Below are 19,756 nucleotides of genomic sequence, written 5' to 3'. Positions count from 1 at the left end.
TTTCATGTCGGTCGAATTCATCGGCTTCATCACCAACAGCAATGCCTCCGAGACCATCGTTCGGTCAGGTCCGGTGCTCGACCCGCCCTATATCGAGACGGTCGCCAAGGCCCATGAGCTCGCCGGCTTCGATCGCGCGCTGCTCGCGTTCCATTCGACCACGCCCGATGCGTTGCAGGTCGCACAGCACGTGCTGACCATCACCAAGACGCTCAAGGTAATGATCGCGCAGCGCCCGGGCTTCACCGCGCCGACGCTGCTGGCGCGCCAGCTCGCGACGCTGGACCAGTTCTATGGCGGCCGTGTCTCGCTGCACGTCATCACCGGCGGCAACGCCATCGAGCTGCGCCAGGACGGCAACACGCTCGACGACAAGGACGAGCGCTACGCCCGCACCGAGGAATTTTTGGACATCGTGCGGCTGGAATGGACCAGCGAAAGGCCGTTCAGCTACAGCGGCAAGTATTACAACGTCGAGAACGGATTCTCGCAGGTGAAGCCGTTGCAGAAAGGCGGCATCTACACCTTCGTCGGCGGCGGTTCGGATGCCGCGGTCGAGGTCGCCGGCAAGCATGCCGACACCTTTGCGCTGTGGGGCGAATCCTACGCCCAGGTGCGCGACGTCACCGCGCGGGTGCGCGCCGCGGCGGCCAAGCATGGCCGTCCGACGCCGCGCTTCAGCCTGTCGGTGCGGCCGATTCTCGCCGACACCGAGGAGAAGGCGTGGAAAAAGGCCGACGCGATCCTCGAGCGCGCCACCGCACTGCAGGACAAGACCGGTTATCGCCGGCCCAACCACGCGACCGACGGCGCCAAGCGGCTGCTGGCGCTGGCCGATCAAGGCACGCGCATCGACAAGCGGTTGTGGACCGAGATCGCAAAGCTCACCGGCGCCAACAGCAACACCACCGCGCTGGTCGGCACGCCCGAGCAGGTCGCCGAGGTGTTCGGCGACTACTACGATCTCGGCATCAGCCACTTCCTGATCCGCGGCTTCGATCCGCTGGTCGATGCGATCGACTACGGCCGCGAGCTGATCCCGCTGACGCGCAAGCTGATCGCCGCGCGCGACGCGCAGCGTGGGATTGCCGCCGAATGATCCGGCTTGTTGTCGCGGCGGCGCTCGCGCTCGCCGGTCTCGACGTCGCCGCCGCGCAGACGCTGCGCGTCGGCGACCAGAAGGGCAATTCGCAGGCCGTGATGGAAGCGGCCGGCGTGCTGAAGGACGTCCCTTACAAGATCGAATGGAAGGAATTCGCCGCGGCCGCGCCGCTGCTGGAAGCGCTGGGAGCTGGCGCGATCGACACCGGCCTGGTTGGCGATGCACCGTTCACCTTTGCCGCTGCCGCCAAAATTCCGGTCAAGGCGATCGCCGCGGTCAGGCAGTCGCGCGGGGGTCTTGCGATCGTGGTGCCGGAAAACTCCGCGATCAGGCGCTTTGACGATCTGCGCGGCAAGAAGATCGCGACCGGCCGCGGCTCGATCGGCCACCAGCTGATCCTGGCGGCGCTGGAGGCGCGGGGCTGGCAGGCGAGCGACGTGCAGATCGTGTTCCTTGCGCCGTCGGACGCCAAGGTCGCCTATACGCAAGGCTCGGTCGACGCCTGGTCGACCTGGGAGCCCTATGTCAGCCAGGAGGAGGTGCTGTTCAAGTCGCGCCTGGTCATCACCGCCGATGGCCTGACGCCGGGCCTCGGTTTCCAGGTCGCAACACCCAACGCGATCCAGGACAAGCGCGCGCAGCTCGAGGATTTCGTGCGACGGCTGGCGGCCGCGCGGGCGTGGTCGCAAGGCAATGTCGAGAGCTATGCGGCGACCTGGGGCAAGCTGATGAACATCCCGCCGGCGGTGCCGTTGAACTGGCTCGCGCGGGCAAAGATCCGCATCGCGCCGATCGACGACGGCGTGGTCGCCGACGAGCAGAAAACCATCGACCTCTACGACCGCTGGGGCCTGATCCGGCAGAAGGTGAACGCGGCGGAGATCGTCGACCGCTCGTTCGGCGCGGCGATCGAACAGGGCGCCGGGCTGTAGTTTATCATGCGCTTTCTCGCGCTTGTGCGGGCATGCTGAAAGAGCGCGTCGTGTGGCACCCCTCTCCCTAACCCTCCCCCGCAAGGGGGGAGGGAACCCATCCGCCGATGCCTCCCTTACGTCAGTGCAGCTAGAGCGACAGGTGGATTGAATCCACGGGTCTTGCTCTGCGCTCATCAAAGTGAGGTGAGCACGCAGGTCAGGCTCCCTCCCCCCTTGCGGGGGAGGGTTGGGGAGAGGGGTAAGCCGCGAGTCCGCCTGCTCCTGTGAATCGCAAAATAACCAACCACACGGCGCGGACGGCACCGGAAGGATTTTCTCCATTCCCGACCTGCCAAAACCGCAACGTTGCTATTTTCGCCGCGGCCTTGCCGCGTCCTCCCGCGCCGCCAAAATCAAATAGACGAACAATCGAGTCCGGGAGATCACCATGGGCCTTCAAGAAACTCGCATCGAGTCGCTGCCGTTTGTTACCGCCGAACTCAACTATCTCGCGCCGACGCCGGGCAAGCCCCGCACCTACGCCTTCGATCCGCCGCCGGGCGAACCCAAATCCACCGCGCTGCCCGAACCCCACAACGTTCCGATCTTCGACGGACGGCTGATCGCCGAGAACTTCTCGCTCGATCGCGAGGGCTTTGCCCTGGTCAAGCATCCGACCTTCGTCAAGGATTTCTACGACGACAACGAAGTCCGCAAGGTCTACTACCCCGCCGTCGAGGCTTTCCTGAAGGCGACGCTGAAGGCTGATCGCGTCCTGATCTTCGATCACACCGTGCGCAAGCGCGTTGACGGTGCAGCAGACATCCGCGGCGCCGGTCCGCGCCAGCCCGCGACCCGGGTCCATGTCGACCAGACCGACGTCTCCGGCCGCAACCGCGTGTTCGAGCATCTGCCCGACGAGGCCGAGGAGCTGGTCAAGGGCCGCGTCCAGGTGATCAATCTGTGGCGCCCGATCCGCGGTCCGCTGCGCGATTCACCGCTGGCGATGGCCGACGGCACTACCGTGGCGCCGGAGGATCTCGTCGCCTCCGACCTGATCTATCCGAACCGCAGCGGCGAGACCTATTCGGTGAAGTACAACCCGAACCATCGCTGGTTTTACATTCCCGAGATGACGCCGGACGAGGCGATCCTGCTGAAATGCTACGACTCGGCGACCGACGGCCGCACCCGGTTCGGACCGCACACCGCGTTCGTCGATCCGACCACGCCGGCCGACGCCGCACCGCGCGAGAGCATCGAGCTGAGGACGCTGGTGTTTCATAAGCAGTAGAGGTCACCTCGCCCCGCCTGCGGGGAGAGGTCGCCGCGAAGCGGCGGGTGAGGGGGAGCCTCCGCATATCCGACTGTTGCCATTTTTACTGAGACAGCCCCTCACCCCAACCCTCTCAGAGCGAGCTTCGCTCGTCTCGACCCCGTGAAGAACGGGGAGAGGGCTAGGCGGTTGGCACCATCAGCCCAATAGTGTTACGCCGTCCCCAAGACGCTCTAGAACAAGACGCTCGGGGAGATGGCGATTCATGGACGGCGTGGTGACGACGCGGGAGGCGGGAATCGGCTTCCGCGCCCTGGTTCTTGCACTCCTGGCATTGGCCTGCGGCCACATGCTGTCGACGTTGCTGCGCACCATTCCGGCGATCAGCCTCGATCTGATGGCGTCCGATTTCGGCGCCTCGCCGCAGGCGCTGGCGAGCCTTACCTCGGTCTATCATTTCGCCTTTGCCGCATCGCAGGTGCCGGTCGGTGCCGCGATGGATCGCTTTGGCGTGCGGCCGGTGTCGCTGAGCCTGCTCGCGGGGACCGTGGTCGGAACGCTGGTTTCGGCGCTGGCGGCGGGTCCCGCGAGCTTCGTGCTCGGGCAATTCCTGCTCGGCGTCGCCACTTCGGGCATGCTGATGTGCCCGATGACGCTTGCGGCCAAGCAGATGTCGGCCGCAAAATTCGGCCTGTGGTCGGGCCTGATCCTGTCGATCGGCAATATCGGCATGCTGCTGTCGGCGAGTCCGCTCGCCTTCGTGGTCGACCGGTTCGGCTGGCGCGCCGCTTTCTGGGTTTCGGAGGGCTTTGCGCTCGCGGTGCTGGTCGCGGTGTTCGCGCTGGTGCCGCGGCAGCCGGCCGCGCATGCCGACGATTCCTCGCCGCTGCATCAAATGGCCGAGGTGTTGCGCCTCGGCCTGTCGCGCAGTCTGCGCGGATTGATCGCGCTGTCGCTGGTGTCGCTCGGCGCGTCGCTGACCTTGCGCGGGTTGTGGGGCGGGCCGTGGCTGATGGATGTCAAGGGGCTGAGCCGCATCGAGGCCGGCAATGTGCTTGGCCTGTTCACGCTGGCGATGATCGTGGGCCCGCTCTGCATCGGCGTGCTCGATCGCAAGTTCGGGCATCGCCGCACCATGGTGGCGGCCGCGCATGCGACCGCGGCGCTGCTGCTGACGCTGCTCGCCGCCGGCGCACCGCATCTTGCGGTCTCCAACCTGTTCGGCGTCGCCGTGATGCCGTCGCAATACGATCTCGTGCTGCTGATCCTGATCGGGCTTTCGACCTCGGCGCAGCCGCTGATCTTCGGCATGACGCGGCAACTGGTCGACGCCCAGAACACCGGCAAGGCCTTGTCGGCGGTCAACCTCGCCTTCTTCCTTGGCGCGGCGCTGATGCAGTCGATTACCGCCGGCGTCGCCGCGTTGTTCGGTCTGCCCGCGGTGCTCTTGTACATGGCGGGCGTGCTGCTGATCGGGGTCGTGCTGTTCTGGGTCTATACCAAAGCGTAGACCCCCGATCAGATCGACCGCGCCTGCTTGCGGACCTCGTTGGCCAGCGGCCTCAGCTGTTCGGCTGCGCCCGGCCCGACCAGGCTGTAGCCCATGCCGCCGTCGGCCCAGGAAAAGCCGGCGATGTTGCCGCCCGCATGCGGCGCCATCGGCGCGTTCTGATCCGACGTCATTGGCCGGGTCAGCACGACCAGCCGCTCGCCGTGATCATCGTCATACATGAACATCGCCGCAGGACCGTGGGCGGTCGGCACCACGCGGCCGCCCATGAAGCGATATCCCGACTTGCTCAGATCCGGCAGCTTGACCGGCTGGCGCAGCCGGCTGGAGACCCACGACACCAGCTCGGTGCTGTCGCGCAGCTCGACCGGCCGGGTGCGATCCGAAGCATACACCTGGTAGGAATCGCTGGCCTCCTGGGCGAGCGCGGCAAGGCCGCTCGCCGGCGCCTGCGTCGCGCCGCGCATCGTCCAGCCACCGATGCCGCCGATCGCGAGCATCAGCATCACCGCGATCGCCCAGCGCGCCGACGACGGACGGCGGCGCCGGCTCTCGATGATCCTGGACAGATTGAGCTGCGGCGGCAGCGGCTCCTCGGCAATCGGGCCAAGGGCCGAGCGCAGCCAGCCGCGCTGATCGGCGAAGGCGGCGACGCGCTTTGCCACGTCGGGATGGCTCTCCAGATAGGCGGCGACCTCGGCCTGCCGCTCGGGCTCGAGCGCGCGGTCGACATAGGCGTGCAGATCGTCTTCCGAGATGGGGCGAATGCTCATGAATTGCTCCGCAACTGCACGACGTTTCTTCCCTGGCTGCCCGCGGGCCGTTCGAGTTCCTGCTGCAGCCGCTCGCGAGCCCGCGACAGCCGCGACATCACGGTGCCGATCGGGATGTCGAGCACCCTGGCGGCCTCCGCATAGCTCAGGTCTTCGACGGCGATCAACAGCAGCACGGCGCGCTGCTCATCGGGAAGTTTTGCCAGCTTTCCGAGGACGTCCTGATAGATCAATTTCTGCTCCTGCACGGCGCTTTCTCCGACCTCGTGCTCGCCGGCGTCGTCGATGGAGATGTGTTGGCCGCGCGTCGAGGCGCGGCGGAACTGGTTGACGGCAAGGTTGTGCAGGATCGCAAACAGCCAGGGCCGCGGACTGCCGGTGTCGCGCCGCTGATTCCAGTGGCTGACGGCGCGCTCCAGGCAGTCCTGCACCAGATCGTCGGCCGCCGCGTGGTTGCGGACCAGCGCACGCGCATAGCGGCGCAGCGCTGGAATCACCGGCTCGATCTGGTGCAGCATGTCGCTCATGGCGTCTGGACCTGCACGACCGCGCCGAGCTTGGACGGCTCGCCGGGCGCGATGACCAGATAGCGCCGCTCGGCCTTGGTCGAGCTTTGCACGATCTGCCTGATCGGGCCAGCCGCATTGACGATCGCCGAGCCCGCCGGGTTGGTCATGAAGGCGGCGAGCGGCTCCAGCATGCCGCTGCCGTCGGCCTTGTCGGCCAGCGCGAGAACGTAATGCTGCTTCGGTTCGAGGCCGGTGACCGAGGCCTGCAGCACCTGGCTCAGCCCCTGATCGAACAGCGAGACGCTGGTCGGCGGCTTGTCGCCCTTGGCTTGCTTCTTGGGTGCCAGGGTGAGATGCGCGGCCTGGCCGGCGACGCCGAGGCCTTGCAGTTTCTGCCGATCGTCGGGGTTGGGTGCGGCGTTCGGCACGTAGGCGATCGCCTGCGGCGCCTGGCCGATCGGGATGTTTGCGATCACCTTGTTGGTCGCGGTGTCGATCGCGGCCAGCGCGTCGGCATTTTCCAGGCCGACATAGATCCGCGTGCCGTCGCCGGACGGCCAGACGCCGTGCGGAAGGTTGCCGACCGGAATGGTCGCGACCTGCGAGAAATCATCGGTCCGGAATACCTTGACCTCGTTGGTGCCGCCGATCGTCACATAGGCAAAGGTCCCCTTGGGCGTCTTGGCGAAATTGACGTGGTTGGTGATCGGGCCGGTGTCGATCGTCTTGATCGCGTTGAACGGCGGTTTGGCGCTGAACACCTGGGTCTTGCCGGTGTCCTTGAGCGTGAACCAGACCTGATCGCCATCGGGCGAGGCCGCGATGTTAGGGCAGAACGGGCTTTCCTGCTTCACCTTGCCGACGATCTTGTGGTCGGCGACCTCGACCACGTCGGTCTCCGGATTGAACGACGAGCAGATGTAGCCGTACTTGCCGTCCGGCGAGAAGATCTGCATGCCCGGGCCGGGCGGCACCTCGATGCGCGCGGTTTCCTTGAAGGTCTGTGGGTCGATCACCGAGATGTAGTTCTCGCCGCGCACCGTGACCCACACCTCCTTGCCGTCCGGCGTGAAGAACGCCTCGTGCGGCGAGCGTCCGACATAGGTGGTGTGCTTGACCGCATTGGTCGCGGTGTCGATGAAGGTCACCGAATTCGAGCCGATCGAGACCACGGCCAGCGTGCGGTGGTCCGGCGAATAGCCCATGCCGTGCACCAGCACCTGGCCCTTGTAGAGCGGACTGAAATTGCCGGGCTGCGGATCGCCGAGCCGGATGACGCCGAGCAGCTTGTTGTCGGCGGGATCGGTGACCGAGACGGTGTTGGAGAACTGCTCAGCGGCGTAGACGCGGTCGTGATGGCTGACCGGGATGTCGGGCGCGGACGCCGCACCCGGCGCCTGTCCGGCGAAGGCGGCGGTCGACATCACGATCATGGTCGAGGCCAACAGGCCCTTCAGGAACTGACGGTTCATCACTTGGTCTCCTGCATCTTCATCTCGTGGGACATGTGCATGTGATCGTGTGCGGCGGCCGGCGCCGCCGGGCCGGGTGCTGTCGGGGTGGGTGCTGTCGGAGCGGGCGCGGAGGCCGCGAGCGGCTCGCCGATCGCGAGCTTCATCGCCTGAATCTCCTGCTGCTGGTCGACGATGATTTCCTGCGCGATGCGGCGGAGCTGTTCGTTCTTGCCGTAGCGGAGCTCGATCACAGCCATGTCGATGGCGCCCTGGTGATGCGGCGTCATCATCGCGACGAAGTCGCGATCGACATCGCCGGTCGGCTTGGCCGCCATGTCGTTCATCATCTTGGTCATCGCGGTATCGTTCTCGGCGAGGAACGCGCGCTCCTCGGCCGACTGTCCGGCCTGCACCGGGTGATTGGCTTCCTGTGCCATTGCGGCCGGAGAGACGGCGAGGGCAAACAGGACGCGCGCGCCGAGCAGCGCGGCGCCGAGGCCGGGTCTGAAGAATCGCAGGATCATCTGAAACACCCTGAAGGTTGTCGTGAGGCGGCTGCCCGCCACGGCCGAGGCCGGGCCGCGCAGGCGTTGAAGCCGTCGGCTTCGTGGGTGGGACGTAGTGGCGCGAGCTCTATTCCATGGGACCGATCACGACTTGCTGATCGATCGCATCGTTCGCCGGGTCGCCCGGTTTGCGATCGGCAAACCTCTGGCTATAAGAGGGAATTCCGGCTCCGGTCGGCCGGTCTCCGTCTCGTTTGCGCAATCCCGCCGCTACCCAAGGCAACAATGTCCAGCAAGATCGATCCGATCACCCGCTCCGTGGTCCAGCACCGTCTCTCCTCGATCGTGCGGGAGATGGGCGAGGCCATGCTGCGTACCTCCTATTCGCAGATCCTCAATTCCAGCCGCGATTTCTCGCTGGCGATCTGCGACACGCGCGGCCGGCTGATCGCGCAGGCCGATCACATTCCGGTGCACGTCGGCGCGCTGCCCTGGGCGACGCTTGCGGTCGAGGAACGCTTCAAGGACGTCGCACCCGGCGACGTCATCCTGCTCAACGATCCCTATCAGGGCGGCGGCAGCCATCTGCCCGACGTCACCGCGTTCGTGCCGGTGTTCGACGGCGGCAAGCGGCTGCTCTGGACCATCGTTCGCGCGCATCAGAGCGACATCGGCGGCGCCACCCACGGCGCCTACAATCCCGGCGCCACCGAGATCTATCAGGAAGGCATCCGCATTCCGCCCATCAAACTCTACGAGGCCGGCAAGCCGCGCGAGGACCTTCTCGACTTGCTGGCGCTGAACATCCGTAACCCCAGAGAATTCCGCGGCGACCTCGCGGCGATGCTGGGCGCGGCGCATCTCGGCGAGCGCCGGGTTGCAAAACTGTTCAGCGAGTTCGGCGCCGACACCGTCGAGGCCGCGATCGAGGCGATCCTTGATGCCACCGAGCAACAGACCCGCGCCGTGGTGTCGACCTGGAAGGACGGCGTATTCCATGGCGAGGCATTGCTCGACGACGACGGCCATGGCCGCACCGACATCAGGATATCAGCCAAGGTGACGAAAAAGGGCAGCGACATCGAGGTCGATCTAAGCGGCTCCGATCCGCAGTCGACCAGCTTCGTCAATTCCTCGCATGCCAACATGCAGGCTGCGGTGGCGATGGCGTTCGCCTATCTGATCGACGCCGACATTCCGAAAAACACCGGCGCGCTGCGGCCGCTGAAGGTGATCGCAAAGCAAGGCACCATCGTCTGGGCCGATCCCGGCCGCCCCGTGACGCTGTGCACCAGCCATCCGTCCAATGAAATCGTCGAGGCGATCATCAAGGCGATGGCGTCATCCTGTCCGAACCGCGTGATGGGCGGATGGGGTCGCCGCTTCCGCATCGCGATCCAAGGCGAGGATCCGCGCAACGGACGCAACTTCATCTGGCATATGTTCCAGGCGCGGCCCGGTGGCGGCGCCTCGATCGGCGGCGACGGCTATTCGTCGATCGGCGAGTGGCATACCGTCGGCGGCCTGAAGTTCGGCAGCATCGAGGTGGCCGAAGTGCGCTTCCCCCTGCATTTCCGCCAGCACGAATTCCGCCCCGATTCCGGCGGCGACGGCCAGCATCGCGGCGGCCTCGGGGTCGCGCTCGACATGGTGCTGGAGACGCAGAAGCCGGCCAAGGGCAACACCGCTGGCGACGGCGCGCGGCACGGCCCGTGCGGCATGCTCGGCGGCAAGGACGGCGAGCCGCATCGCTACCGCCTGCTCTCCGAAGGCCGCGAGCCGCGCGTGCTCAGGACAAAAGAGGTCGGTATCGAGCTGCGTCCCGGCGATTGTCTCGAGGTCCGCTCGTCCGGCGGCGGCGGCTGGGGCCCGCCTTCGAGGCGCTCGGCGGACGCGCGGGCGCGCGACGCCGCCCAGGGTCTGGTTTCGAAAGCGGTGTAGGGCAGTGATGTACACGATTGGAGTAGACGTCGGCGGCACCTACACCGACCTGGTTGCGACCGATCAAACCGGCCGCACCGTGTTCGCAAAGTCGCCATCGACACCGGCCGACCAATCGGTCGGCGTGATGGCCGGACTGGACGAGCTCGCGCGCCGCCTCGGCGTGACGCGCGCGGCGATGCTGGCCGCGACCGATCGCCTGGTGCACGGCACCACGGTTGCGACCAATGCGCTGCTGGAGCGCAAGGGCGCCAAGGTGGCGCTGCTCACCACCGAGGGCCATCGCGACGTCGTCGAGATGCGCGAGGGCCTGAAGCCTGATCGCTACGATTTGCGCACGCCGCCGCCGGAGCCGCTGGTGCCGCGCGAGCGCCGTTTTGGCGTGCGCGAGCGGCTGAAGGCAGACGGCAGCGCGGCCATCCCGCTCGATGCCGCTGCGCTCGGCGACGTCATCGCCGAGGTGAAACGGTCGGGCGCGAATTCGGTCGCGGTCTGCTTCCTGCACGGCTATCTCAATCCGGCGCACGAGCTTGCCGCGGTCGAACGGCTCGCGAAGGAACTGCCTGACGTCAGCGTGTCGCGCTCAAGCGACGTGCTGCCGCAGATCAAGGAATATGAGCGGGTCTCGACCACCATCGTGAACGCCTATGTTCAGCCTACGGTGCAGCGCTACCTCACCAACCTCGAGCGCAGCCTCACCGAGGCTGGCTTCAAGGGCTCGCTGTTCGTGGTGCTGTCGCATGGCGGCATGGCGCCGGTGGAGGAGGCCTCGCGGCTCGCCGCGGGCACCGTGCTGTCGGGGCCGGCCGGCGGCATCTCCGGCAGCCGCCGCTGCGCGGAAATGCTCGGCATTCCCGATCTTGTGCCGTTCGATATGGGCGGCACCTCGACCGACATCTCGCTGATATCAGATGGCCAGGCTTCGCTCTCGGCCGACGGCATGCTGGCGGGCCAGCGCATCGCGCTGCGCAGCCTCGACATCGCCAGCATCGCCGCCGGCGGCGGCTCGATTGCCAGCGTCGATACCAGCCGCACGCTGCGGGTCGGGCCGGAGAGCGCGGGCTCGGTGCCGGGCCCGGCCTGCTACGGCAATGGCGGCCTCGCGGCCACCGTCACCGATGCCAATGTCGTGCTGGGCTATCTCGACGCCGCCGCCTTCATGGGCGGCGCGCGGCCCCTCGATCGCGCGGCGTCGGAAGCCGCGGTCGATCGCATCGCCGAGGCGCTGCAGCTGTCGCGGATCGAGGCCGCGGCCGGCATCGCCAAGATGATCAATCTGAAGATGGCCGACGGCATCCGCCTGATGACCTTGCGCCGCGGCGTCGATCCGCGGAAGTTTGCGCTGCTCAGCTTTGGCGGCGCCGCCGGCATGCATGCGGCGGAAGTCGCGCGTGAGCTCGAGATCCGGCGCATCATCGTGCCGACGGTAGCATCCGTGCTGTCGGCTTGGGGCATGCTGACCAGCGATTTGCGCTACGAGGTCAGCCGTACCCATTACGGTACCGGGCGGATTTCCGCCGATGAGGTGCGCGCGTTGTTCGCGGCGCTGGAACAGCAGGCGGCCGGCCGGCTGCGCTCCTGGTTCAGGGGCGAGATCGCGATCGAGCGCTCCGCCGAGATGCGCTATGGCGAGCAGGTGTTCGAGATCGACGTGCCGCTCGGCGAACTCGACCTGAGCGCCGCCGACCTGGTGGCGCAGATCGAGGATCGCTTTCACCGTCGCCACGAGGAGCTCTATACCTACGCCTCTCGCGGGCAGGAGGTGGTGTTCGTCAACGCCCGCGTCGCCGCGGTCGGCAAGGTCGCGCCCGGTGGCCGCGATGTCGGCGAGGTCACCTCAGCCGCGGCCTGCGCGCCGCGCGGGAAACGGCAGGCCTGGCTCGGCGGCTGGCGCGAGGTGCCGGTCTATGCGCTCGACGATCTCAGGCCCGGCCATGCGCTAACCGGTCCGGCGATCATCGAAGCCGAGACCACGACGGTGCTGGTCGATACGGGCGATCGTATGACCGTCAATCCGCTGGGCTGGCTCGACATAACATTGCGCTGAGGCCGGCCTCCGCCATCAACATTTCATTTTCCCGGCGTTGCCTTGGGCGATAAGGTCGGGTCGCTCGGGAGGAACGTCGGCAACATCGCCGACGTCATGGCGATGTTGATGCAAACAAGAACACAAATAGCGCTTTCCCTATCGGTTGCCGCGCTGCTCGTCGCTGTGCCGTTGCGCGCGCAGCAGGCGTCACAGCCTGCGGCCGACAACGACATCCGCATCGGCAACGTCATGCCCTACACCGGGCCGCTTGCGGCGTTCGGCACCATCGGGCGGGCCGAGGCGGCCTATTTCGACATGGTCAACGCGCGCGGCGGCATCAACGGCCGCAAGATCAGGTTCGTCTCGGTCGATGACAGCTCCAATCCGAAGGCCGCGATGGAGCAGACCCGCGATCTCGTCGAGAAGCAGAACGTGCTGCTGATGTTCGGCTCGTTCGGCACGCCGAGCAACCTCGCCGTCCGAAACTACCTGAACGAGAAGAATGTCCCGCAACTGTTCGTCGCCTCGGGCGACGAAGAGTGGGCGCGTCCCAAAACCTATCCCTGGACCATGGGCTGGCAGCCATCCTTCCGCGCCGAGGGGCGGATCTACGCCAACTACATCCAGGTCGCCTATCCCGACCGCAAGATCGCCGTGCTGTGGCAGAACGACCAGTTCGGCCGCGATCTGTTCAGGGGATTGCAGGAAGGGCTCGGCGATACAGCCGGCAGGATCGTGGCCGATCTCGCCTTCGATGCATCGGAGACGAGGATCGAGAAACAGCTCGGAATCCTGAAGGATTCCGGTGCCGAGATTCTCGTGTTCGACGGCGCGCCGGCGATCGCCGCGCGCGCGATCCGTGTCGTCGCCGCGATGGACTGGCATCCGGTGTTCATCCTCGACAACGCGTCGGCCTCGATCGCCACCGCCTTGCAGCCGGCCGGCCTGCAGAATTCGCTCGGCGTGATTTCGACCTCGTTCCTGAAGGACGCCGGCGACGCCTCGTGGCGGGACGATCCGCATATCAAGGCGTGGTCCGACTTCATGGACCAATATTTCCCCGACGGCGGCAAGGACGACATCAACGCCATGTTCGGCTATGCCGCGGCCGATACGCTGCACCAGGTGCTGCGCCAATGCGGCGACGATTTCTCGCGCGAGAACATCATGCGGCAGGCCGCCTCGCTGAAGAACTATCAGAGCCCGATCGCGCTGCCGGGGATCGTCATCAACACCGGCCCGAAGGATTTCCGCCCGATCAAGCAGATGCGCCTGGTGCAGTTCGACGGCAACGCCTGGCAGCCGATCGGCGACGTGATCGAGAGCGCATTCACGGCGGTGCGGGAGGACAATTGAGGTTACACCTCGCTCTATGACCGTCACCCTGAGGTGGCCGCTTCTTCAGCGGCCCTCGAAGGGTCGACGGCCCGGCTGTCACCGCGCGGACATATCGGGGCCGTGCATCTTCGAGGCTCGCCAAGCGGCGCAATTGCGCCGCAGGGCTCGCACCTCCAGCGACAAAGGCGAAGCCTTTGCGCGGGGATGACGGGTTTGGTGGTTTAGCCGCGTGATTGCTACGCGCCTACTTCTTCAGGCCGTAGTTCAGCAGCCCGCCCTTGTTCTTCGGCGGGTGCGCGCGCAGGCCTTCCTCGTTCGGCTCGGTGCCCCAGCCCGGGCGGTCCGGGATCACGAGATGGCCGTCGACGAATTCGGGCACGTGGGTGAATAGCTCGTGGTCCCACGCCAGGCGGTCGATGTCGGTCTCCATGATCCGCAGATTCGGCACCGCCGCGCAGAAATGCGCGTTTATCATGGTGCAGAGATGGCCGTAAAAGTTATGCGGCGCGACGTTGACCTCGAAGTGCTCGGCGGCGGCCGCGATCTTCATCGACTGCCAGACCCCGTTCCACGGCGTATCGATGATCGCGACATCCATCGCCTGCTCGGTGAAATAGGGCAGGAACTCGCGCAAGCCCAGCAGCGTCTCGCAGGACGAGATCGGATGCGGGCTCTGGCGGCGGATATAGCCCAGCGCCTGCGGGTTGAAGGTGTCGATCTCGACCCAGAACATGTCCATCTTCTCGATCGCGCGCAGGATCTTGAGATAGCCCTCGGTCTTGGCGTTGAAGTTGAGGTCGAGCAGGAGATCGACATCGGGCCCGGCGCCGTCGCGGATCGCCTCCAGGTGCATGCAGAGATTGCGCAGCACAGTGCGGTCGACATTGATCTCGGGCTGGAACGGCGAGCCGAAGCCGGGTCGCCAGCCTTGCGGCCTACCGTTGGTGTAGACGAAGATGTTGGTCTTCATCGCCGAGAATTTCTTCTCGCGCACCTCGCGGCCGATCGCCTTGACGCCGTCGAGATCGGCAATGGCCGGCTTGTACCAGTCGGGATGATTGATGCGCCACGTCGCGCAATGCGACCAGTAGACCCGGACGCGGTCGCGGATCTTGCCGCCGAGCAGGTCGTAGCAGGGCACCCCGAGCGCCTTGGCCTTGACGTCGAGCAGCGCGTTCTCGATCGCGCCCAGCGCCAGCGCGACCACGCCGCCGGCGGCCGGGCGCGTCGCGGCAAACAGCTCGGCATAGATCCGCTCATGCTGGAACGCGTTCTTGCCGATCACCCGCGCCGACAGCCGCTCGATCGCTGCCGTCACGCCCGGCGCGCCAAAACCCTCGTCATACTCGCTCCAGCCGACCAGCCCGTCCTCGGTCGTCACCTTGACGAAATGATAATTCCGCCACCCGGCATCGCAGGCGAGCGTTTCGACGGCTTTGATGGTGGTGGCCTTGGTCATCTGTTCCCCGGGCGTGTTGTGTTGTTGTTGGCATCGGCACAATAGCGGATCGAGCAATGCGTCAATCGCACGGCGGCAGACCGCCAGCGCAGATGAGCGGGCGTGCGGTGCAATCGATTTCGGCACGCCTGCACTCCCAGACCGTCACCCTGAGGAGCGCGCTCTTGCGCGCGTCTCGAAGGATCGACAGCCCGGCTTTTTCCGCGCGGATATAGCGGGCCGTGCATCCTTCGAGACGGCCGCGTTGCGGCCTCCTCAGGATGACGGAGATGGTTGTCCAACTCCATTCTTCATCACGCGTATTCCGTCGAGCGGAAGAAAATTCCACTTGCATCACACAGTCGGCGCGGCTTCAAGTTCAGGCAACAAAGAAACTGAATCAGCCATCGTCATCGGCTGGTCATGGGGTTCGCGAGGGAGCGTGATGGGCGCGTTGTCGCATCTGCGGATAGTCGAGATCGGAAGCGCGGCTGCGACCAGCTATTGCGCGCGGCTGTTCGCCGATTTCGGCGCCGATGTGCAGAAGATCGAGCCGCCGCAGGGCGACCCGTTGCGCCGCACCGCACCGCTGACGCCGAAGGGGCACAGTGCCTGGTTCGCCTTTCTCAATTTCAACAAGTCGAGCGTCGTGCTCGACCGCAACGACGCGGACGCCGCGTCGCGTTTGCATGAGCTGATTGCCGGCTGCGACATTTTGCTCGATGGTCGCGGCATCGATGCGGCGGATTGTCCCGACATCGATCTCGATGCGATCAAGCGAGACAATCCCGGCATGATCCATCTCGACCTCTCCTGGTTCGGCGATCGCGGTCCCTATGCGGACTTCGCCGCAACCGACTCCACGATCCGCGCGCTGACCGGGCTGATCAAACTGGTCGGGCCGGAGCAGGGGCCGCCGATGCACGCGCCGGATTTCCAGACCGGCATTCTCGGCGGTCTCTGGGGCTTCATCGCCGCCTCCTCGTCGGTGCTCGGGCGCATGACGGACGGGCGCGGGCGCGAAAGCCATCTCAGCCTGTTCGAGGCCAGCATCGCCGTCACCGAATACATCATGTTCGAGGCGTTCCAGCGCGGCGACATCATGCGGCGGATCGGCGTCAACCGGTTCTGGCCGACCTTTCCGGTCGGCATCTATGAGACGAAGCAGGGCTGGCTCGGCGTCACCACGGTGACCCCGGCGCAGTGGCGCGCCTTCTGCGAGATGCTCGGGCTTCCCGAGCTGCGCGACGATCCAACCTTGTTCATGGGCGTCGACCGGCTGCGCCGTGTCGCCGATATCGAAGCGAAAATCCTGCCGAAGCTGAAGCAGCGCACCGCGCAGCAATGGTTCGCCGAGGGCTTGAAGCGCAAGATCCCGATCGTGCCAGTGCCAGAGATTTCCGACCTCATCGCCGACGAGGAGAAGCGTGCCCGCGGCGCCATCGTTCCGATCACGATCGGCGACGAGAGCGGCTTCACGGCAGGCACGATGCAGCGACTGACGGCGACGCCGCCGCTGCGCGGCGGCCGCGTGCCCGACCTCGGCGAGCAGCAGCGGCGCGAGGCCGCGCCGCGCGTGCCGGCGCCAGAGCCTGCTGCGGCCAACCGGCTGCCGCTCGAAGGCATCCGCGTCGTCGATTTCTCGATGGGCTGGGCCGGGCCGATCTGCACCCGCACGCTCGCCGATCTCGGCGCCGACGTCATCAAGATCGAGGCGATCCAGTATCCGGACTGGTGGCGCGGCGTTGACCGCCGCCCGGCCTACGTGCTGGAGCAGATGTACGAGAAGTCGGTGCGCTACTGCATCATGAACCGCAACAAGCGCGGCATCACGCTCGACCTGACCCGGCCGAAGGGGCTGGCGCTGGCAAAACGCCTGCTCGCCGATGCCGACCTCGTGGTCGACAATTATTCGGTCGAGGTGCTGCCGAAGCTCGGCCTCGGCTACGACGTGCTGCACCAGATCAATCCAAAGCTCGTGATGATGTCGATGTCGGCGTTCGGCGCCGGCAGCGTGCATCGCGACTGCCGCGCCTACGGCTCGACCCTGGAGCAGGGTTCGGGCCTGCCCAGCGTGGTGGGTGACGCCGGCGGACCGCCGGTGATGAGCCACACCGCGTTCGGCGATGTCGTCGGCGGCCTCAACGGCGCTGCGGCCGTGCTCACCGCGCTGATCCACGCCAGGCTGACCGGGCAAGGGCAGTTCATCGATCTCGCGCAGATCGAATGCATGATGCCGTTCGCCGCGCCGTGGATCGTCGCGCACTCGATCGACGGCAAGCCGCCGGTGAAGTACGGCAACCGCCATCCGGATTTCGTGCCGCATGGCTGCTTCCGCTGCGCCGGCGAGGACAACTGGATCGTGGTCGCAGTGTCTGACGATGCGATGTGGCCGAAACTGGCGCGGCTGTTCGGCCGCGAGGACTGGGCGACGAACGGCGCGCTCAGCACGGCCGCCGGCCGTCGCGCGATCGAACCGGAGATCGAGGCCGCGATCACGGCCTGGACCTCGGCGCGCGATCCCGACGATGCGATGGCCGCGCTGCAGGCGGCCGGTATTGCGGCCGGCGTGGCGCGGCTGCCGATCGAGTTGCTGGACGACCCGCAGCTCCAGGCGCGCGGGTTTATCCAGCAGATCGACCGCGCCTTCATCGGACAGCATCCGCAGCCGTCGCTGCCGTTCCGCGGGGGCACTGCGCCGTTTGCGATCCGCTCGGTGCCTCCGACGCTCGGCGAGCACAATCGCGAGATTCTCGGTGGTCAGCTCGGCCTCTCCGACGTCGAGCTTGCAGAGCTGACGCAAGAGGGCATCATCGGTACCGAGATGCTGATGGAGGAGCAGCTGGTGAAAGAGAAGCAGCGGGCGGCGGGCTGATGGGAGCGGGCGAGCCGGCACAGCGCGGGGCGGAGGGGGCGCGCGAGGGCGCGCGGCCGCTGCTGCAGGTGCGCGGGCTCGGCATCCGCTTCAAGACCACGCACGGGGTCTGGCAGGCGACGCGCAAGATCGATTTCGACATCGCGCCCGGCGAGCGGGTCGGCATCGTCGGCGAAAGCGGTTGCGGCAAGACGATTACGGGACTGTCGATCCTGCGGCTGCTGCCGGGCAATTTCGCTGGTCTCGACGGCAAGATCCTGTTCGATGGCGTCGATCTCGCCTCCTGCAGCGCGCGGCAGATGCGCGCCATCAGAGGCAAGCGGATCGCAATGATCTTTCAGGAGCCGATGAGCGCGCTCGATCCGGTGTTCACCGTCGGCCACCAGATCGCCGAAACGCTGCGCGTTCATAGCGATATCGGCTATGAGGAGGCGCGGGCCAAGACGCTGGAGATGCTGCGCCGGGTCGGCATCGCCTCGCCGGAACGGCGGATCGACGATTATCCGCACCAGCTCTCCGGCGGCATGCGCCAGCGCGTCATGATCGCGGCCAGCCTGATCTGCGGCCCGCAGCTTCTGATTGCCGACGAGCCGACCACCGCGCTCGACGTCACCGTGCAGGCGCAGATACTCGAACTGCTGCGCGACATCAGCGAGACCTCGCACACCGCCTTGATGCTGATCACCCACGACCTCGGCGTCGTCGCCGAAACCTGCACGCGGATGATCACGATGTATGCCGGCGAGGTGATCGAGGATGCCGCGGTGGACGAGGCGCTGGTGCGGCCGCTGCATCCCTATACGTCCGGCCTGCTGCGCTCGCTGCCGCATTTGAGCCCGCGGCATGGCCGGCTGCCGTCGATCCCGGGCCGGGTGCCGTCGATTACCGACATGCCAAACGGCTGCCGCTTTCGCGCCCGCTGCGCGCACGCCGCAAAGGGCTGCGAGGCCGAGCAGACGCTGCAGGACGCCGGCGGCGGCCGCCGGGTGCGCTGCTGGCGCTTTGCCGAGCTCAATCTGCCCGGCGCGCTGCATCCGCCCGAGACCGCGGCGACAGGGAGGGTTGCGAGACAATGACCGCAGCATCCGCCGAGCCCCGCCGCGAGCCCATCGTCTCGGTGCACGACCTCCAGGTCCGCTTCCAGACCACCGACCGCCGCGCCACCGTCAAGGCGGTCGATGGCGTCAATTTCGACGTCCGCCGCGGCGAGACTTTTGGCATCATCGGTGAATCAGGCTCGGGCAAGACCACGATCGGCCGCGCGCTGGTGTTCCTGCAGCAGCCGAGCGGCGGCGCGATTTTGCACGACGGCATCGATCCGAGGGCGCTGTCGCGCGGCGCGTTTCAGAGCCACCGCCGCGACTACCAGATCATCTTCCAGGATCCGAATGCGGCGCTGAACCCGCGCATGACCATTTTGGCTTCCGTGCTCGAGCCGCTGGAGCTCGCCCGCATCGGCACGAAGGCCGAGCGCGAGCGGCAGGCGCGGGAGGCGCTGGAGCGCGTCGGCCTGCCGCAGGAGTTCGGCGAGCGCTATCCGCACCAGCTCTCCGGCGGCCAGAAGCAGCGCGTCGTGATCGCCCGTGCGCTGACCTTGCGGCCAAAACTGATCGTCTGCGACGAGGTGGTGGCCGCGCTCGACATGTCGATCCGCGGCGACGTGCTCAATCTGTTTGCCGATTTGCAGCGCGATCTCGGCCTGACCTACGTCTTCATCACCCACGATCTCGCCGTGGTCTCGCATATCAGCGAGCGCGTCGCGGTGATGTATCTCGGGCAGTTCGTCGAGCTCGGCCCGACCGAAGCGGTCGCCGAGCGGCCGCTGCATCCCTACACCATCGCATTGCTGTCGGCCGAGCCACGGCCGCTGCCGTCGGCGATGCGGACCGACGCGCGCATCGTGCTGCAGGGCGAGGTGCCGAGTCCCATTGATCCGCCCTCAGGATGTCGCTTCCGCACCCGCTGCCCGCACGCGCAGCCGCTCTGCGCCCAGCAGGCGCCGGACTGGCGCGAGCTGAAACCCGATCACTGGGTGGCCTGCCATTTTGCCGACCGCCCGAATTTTTCACCGAGCTAACAACACCGGAGAAG

Annotated in this window: 15 protein-coding genes; 10 read left to right on the top strand and 5 right to left on the bottom strand. The window is 66.6% G+C overall.

Annotated features, from left to right (window positions below):
- Positions 1–4 precede the first annotated feature (4 nt).
- The 4 genes from CI41S_RS41190 to CI41S_RS41175 all read left to right on the top strand — a co-directional run bounded on the left by CI41S_RS41190 (position 5) and on the right by CI41S_RS41175 (position 4,802).
- Positions 5–1,099 (top strand): LLM class flavin-dependent oxidoreductase, encoded by a 1,095-nt coding sequence (locus tag CI41S_RS41190; RefSeq protein ID WP_139864658.1) that lies wholly within the window; start codon positions 5–7, stop codon positions 1,097–1,099.
- Positions 1,096–2,034 carry an ABC transporter substrate-binding protein gene (locus CI41S_RS41185; protein WP_139864657.1) on the top strand — a complete coding sequence of 313 codons (939 nt, stop codon included), beginning with the start codon at positions 1,096–1,098 and terminating at the stop codon, positions 2,032–2,034. Before CI41S_RS41190 ends, CI41S_RS41185 begins: the two co-directional genes overlap by 4 nt.
- A 430-nt stretch (positions 2,035–2,464) precedes the next feature.
- Positions 2,465–3,310, top strand: coding sequence for a CmcJ/NvfI family oxidoreductase (locus tag CI41S_RS41180; RefSeq protein ID WP_139864656.1), 846 nt, complete (start codon positions 2,465–2,467; stop codon positions 3,308–3,310).
- A 247-nt stretch (positions 3,311–3,557) separates the two neighbouring features.
- The gene (locus CI41S_RS41175; RefSeq protein ID WP_139864655.1) at positions 3,558–4,802 is read left to right on the top strand and encodes an MFS transporter; all 1,245 of its coding nucleotides are present in this window, start codon (positions 3,558–3,560) and stop codon (positions 4,800–4,802) included.
- 8 nt (positions 4,803–4,810) lie between these two features.
- Here the strand turns inward: CI41S_RS41175 and CI41S_RS41170 are convergent, their stop codons facing one another.
- From CI41S_RS41170 to CI41S_RS41155, 4 genes are read right to left on the bottom strand one after another with little or no spacing between them, the layout of a single operon-like run.
- Positions 4,811–5,575, bottom strand: coding sequence for an anti-sigma factor family protein (locus CI41S_RS41170; RefSeq protein ID WP_139864654.1), 765 nt, complete (start codon positions 5,573–5,575; stop codon positions 4,811–4,813).
- A complete protein-coding gene (locus CI41S_RS41165) occupies positions 5,572–6,102 on the bottom strand; it encodes an RNA polymerase sigma factor (RefSeq protein ID WP_139864653.1) in 531 nt (176 codons plus the stop codon). Before CI41S_RS41165 ends, CI41S_RS41170 begins: the two co-directional genes overlap by 4 nt.
- Entirely contained in the window at positions 6,099–7,556 is a 1,458-nt protein-coding gene (locus tag CI41S_RS41160; RefSeq protein WP_139864652.1) for a YncE family protein, read from the bottom strand. Before CI41S_RS41160 ends, CI41S_RS41165 begins: the two co-directional genes overlap by 4 nt.
- Complete coding sequence (locus tag CI41S_RS41155; RefSeq protein WP_139864651.1) at positions 7,556–8,062, bottom strand: DUF305 domain-containing protein; 507 nt, start codon at positions 8,060–8,062, stop codon at positions 7,556–7,558. Before CI41S_RS41155 ends, CI41S_RS41160 begins: the two co-directional genes overlap by 1 nt.
- Positions 8,063–8,329: 267 nt before the next feature.
- On the opposite strand from CI41S_RS41155, the gene CI41S_RS41150 reads away from it, so the two are divergent.
- From CI41S_RS41150 to CI41S_RS41140, 3 genes are all read left to right on the top strand, one after another.
- Positions 8,330–9,985, top strand: a complete 1,656-nt coding sequence (locus CI41S_RS41150) for a hydantoinase B/oxoprolinase family protein (RefSeq protein WP_139864650.1) — start codon at positions 8,330–8,332, stop codon at positions 9,983–9,985.
- A gap of 7 nt (positions 9,986–9,992) precedes the next feature.
- Positions 9,993–12,032 (top strand): hydantoinase/oxoprolinase family protein, encoded by a 2,040-nt coding sequence (locus CI41S_RS41145; RefSeq protein WP_139864649.1) that lies wholly within the window; start codon positions 9,993–9,995, stop codon positions 12,030–12,032.
- A 102-nt stretch (positions 12,033–12,134) separates the two neighbouring features.
- Positions 12,135–13,370, top strand: a complete 1,236-nt coding sequence (locus tag CI41S_RS41140) for an ABC transporter substrate-binding protein (protein WP_172628399.1) — start codon at positions 12,135–12,137, stop codon at positions 13,368–13,370.
- Positions 13,371–13,596: 226 nt separating this feature from the next.
- On the opposite strand, the gene CI41S_RS41135 is transcribed toward CI41S_RS41140, so the two are convergent.
- Positions 13,597–14,811 (bottom strand): mandelate racemase/muconate lactonizing enzyme family protein, encoded by a 1,215-nt coding sequence (locus CI41S_RS41135; RefSeq protein WP_139864647.1) that lies wholly within the window; start codon positions 14,809–14,811, stop codon positions 13,597–13,599.
- Between the two features lie 424 nt (positions 14,812–15,235).
- Here CI41S_RS41135 and CI41S_RS41130 point away from each other — a divergent pair, with 424 nt between their 5' ends.
- The 3 genes from CI41S_RS41130 to CI41S_RS41120 are packed head-to-tail and all read left to right on the top strand — an operon-like array spanning position 15,236 to position 19,742.
- A complete protein-coding gene (locus CI41S_RS41130) occupies positions 15,236–17,665 on the top strand; it encodes a CaiB/BaiF CoA transferase family protein (RefSeq protein ID WP_139864646.1) in 2,430 nt (809 codons plus the stop codon).
- Positions 17,665–18,741, top strand: a complete 1,077-nt coding sequence (locus tag CI41S_RS41125) for an ABC transporter ATP-binding protein (protein ID WP_139864645.1) — start codon at positions 17,665–17,667, stop codon at positions 18,739–18,741. Before CI41S_RS41130 ends, CI41S_RS41125 begins: the two co-directional genes overlap by 1 nt.
- Complete coding sequence (locus CI41S_RS41120; RefSeq protein ID WP_139864644.1) at positions 18,738–19,742, top strand: ABC transporter ATP-binding protein; 1,005 nt, start codon at positions 18,738–18,740, stop codon at positions 19,740–19,742. The genes CI41S_RS41125 and CI41S_RS41120 overlap by 4 nt, the downstream gene beginning before the upstream one ends.
- Positions 19,743–19,756: the final 14 nt, after the last annotated feature.

This window comes from Bradyrhizobium ivorense, from assembly GCF_900696085.1.
Taxonomy (GTDB): domain Bacteria; phylum Pseudomonadota; class Alphaproteobacteria; order Rhizobiales; family Xanthobacteraceae; genus Bradyrhizobium; species Bradyrhizobium ivorense.
Note: the sequence above shows the minus strand (reverse complement) of the source record. Positions and strands in the feature narration are given on the sequence as shown.

Excerpts from the sequence above, each read along its gene's own strand:
- CI41S_RS41190 (WP_139864658.1), top strand. The coding sequence starts at position 5 with ATGTCGGTCGAATTCATCGGCTTCATCACCAACAGCAATGCCTCCGAG.
- CI41S_RS41185 (WP_139864657.1), top strand. The coding sequence starts at position 1,096 with ATGATCCGGCTTGTTGTCGCGGCGGCGCTCGCGCTCGCCGGTCTCGAC.
- CI41S_RS41180 (WP_139864656.1), top strand. The coding sequence starts at position 2,465 with ATGGGCCTTCAAGAAACTCGCATCGAGTCGCTGCCGTTTGTTACCGCC.
- CI41S_RS41175 (WP_139864655.1), top strand. The coding sequence starts at position 3,558 with ATGGACGGCGTGGTGACGACGCGGGAGGCGGGAATCGGCTTCCGCGCC.
- CI41S_RS41170 (WP_139864654.1), bottom strand. The coding sequence starts at position 5,575 with ATGAGCATTCGCCCCATCTCGGAAGACGATCTGCACGCCTATGTCGAC.
- CI41S_RS41165 (WP_139864653.1), bottom strand. The coding sequence starts at position 6,102 with ATGAGCGACATGCTGCACCAGATCGAGCCGGTGATTCCAGCGCTGCGC.
- CI41S_RS41160 (WP_139864652.1), bottom strand. The coding sequence starts at position 7,556 with ATGAACCGTCAGTTCCTGAAGGGCCTGTTGGCCTCGACCATGATCGTG.
- CI41S_RS41155 (WP_139864651.1), bottom strand. The coding sequence starts at position 8,062 with ATGATCCTGCGATTCTTCAGACCCGGCCTCGGCGCCGCGCTGCTCGGC.
- CI41S_RS41150 (WP_139864650.1), top strand. The coding sequence starts at position 8,330 with ATGTCCAGCAAGATCGATCCGATCACCCGCTCCGTGGTCCAGCACCGT.
- CI41S_RS41145 (WP_139864649.1), top strand. The coding sequence starts at position 9,993 with ATGTACACGATTGGAGTAGACGTCGGCGGCACCTACACCGACCTGGTT.
- CI41S_RS41140 (WP_172628399.1), top strand. The coding sequence starts at position 12,135 with ATGTTGATGCAAACAAGAACACAAATAGCGCTTTCCCTATCGGTTGCC.
- CI41S_RS41135 (WP_139864647.1), bottom strand. The coding sequence starts at position 14,811 with ATGACCAAGGCCACCACCATCAAAGCCGTCGAAACGCTCGCCTGCGAT.
- CI41S_RS41130 (WP_139864646.1), top strand. The coding sequence starts at position 15,236 with ATGGGCGCGTTGTCGCATCTGCGGATAGTCGAGATCGGAAGCGCGGCT.
- CI41S_RS41125 (WP_139864645.1), top strand. The coding sequence starts at position 17,665 with ATGGGAGCGGGCGAGCCGGCACAGCGCGGGGCGGAGGGGGCGCGCGAG.
- CI41S_RS41120 (WP_139864644.1), top strand. The coding sequence starts at position 18,738 with ATGACCGCAGCATCCGCCGAGCCCCGCCGCGAGCCCATCGTCTCGGTG.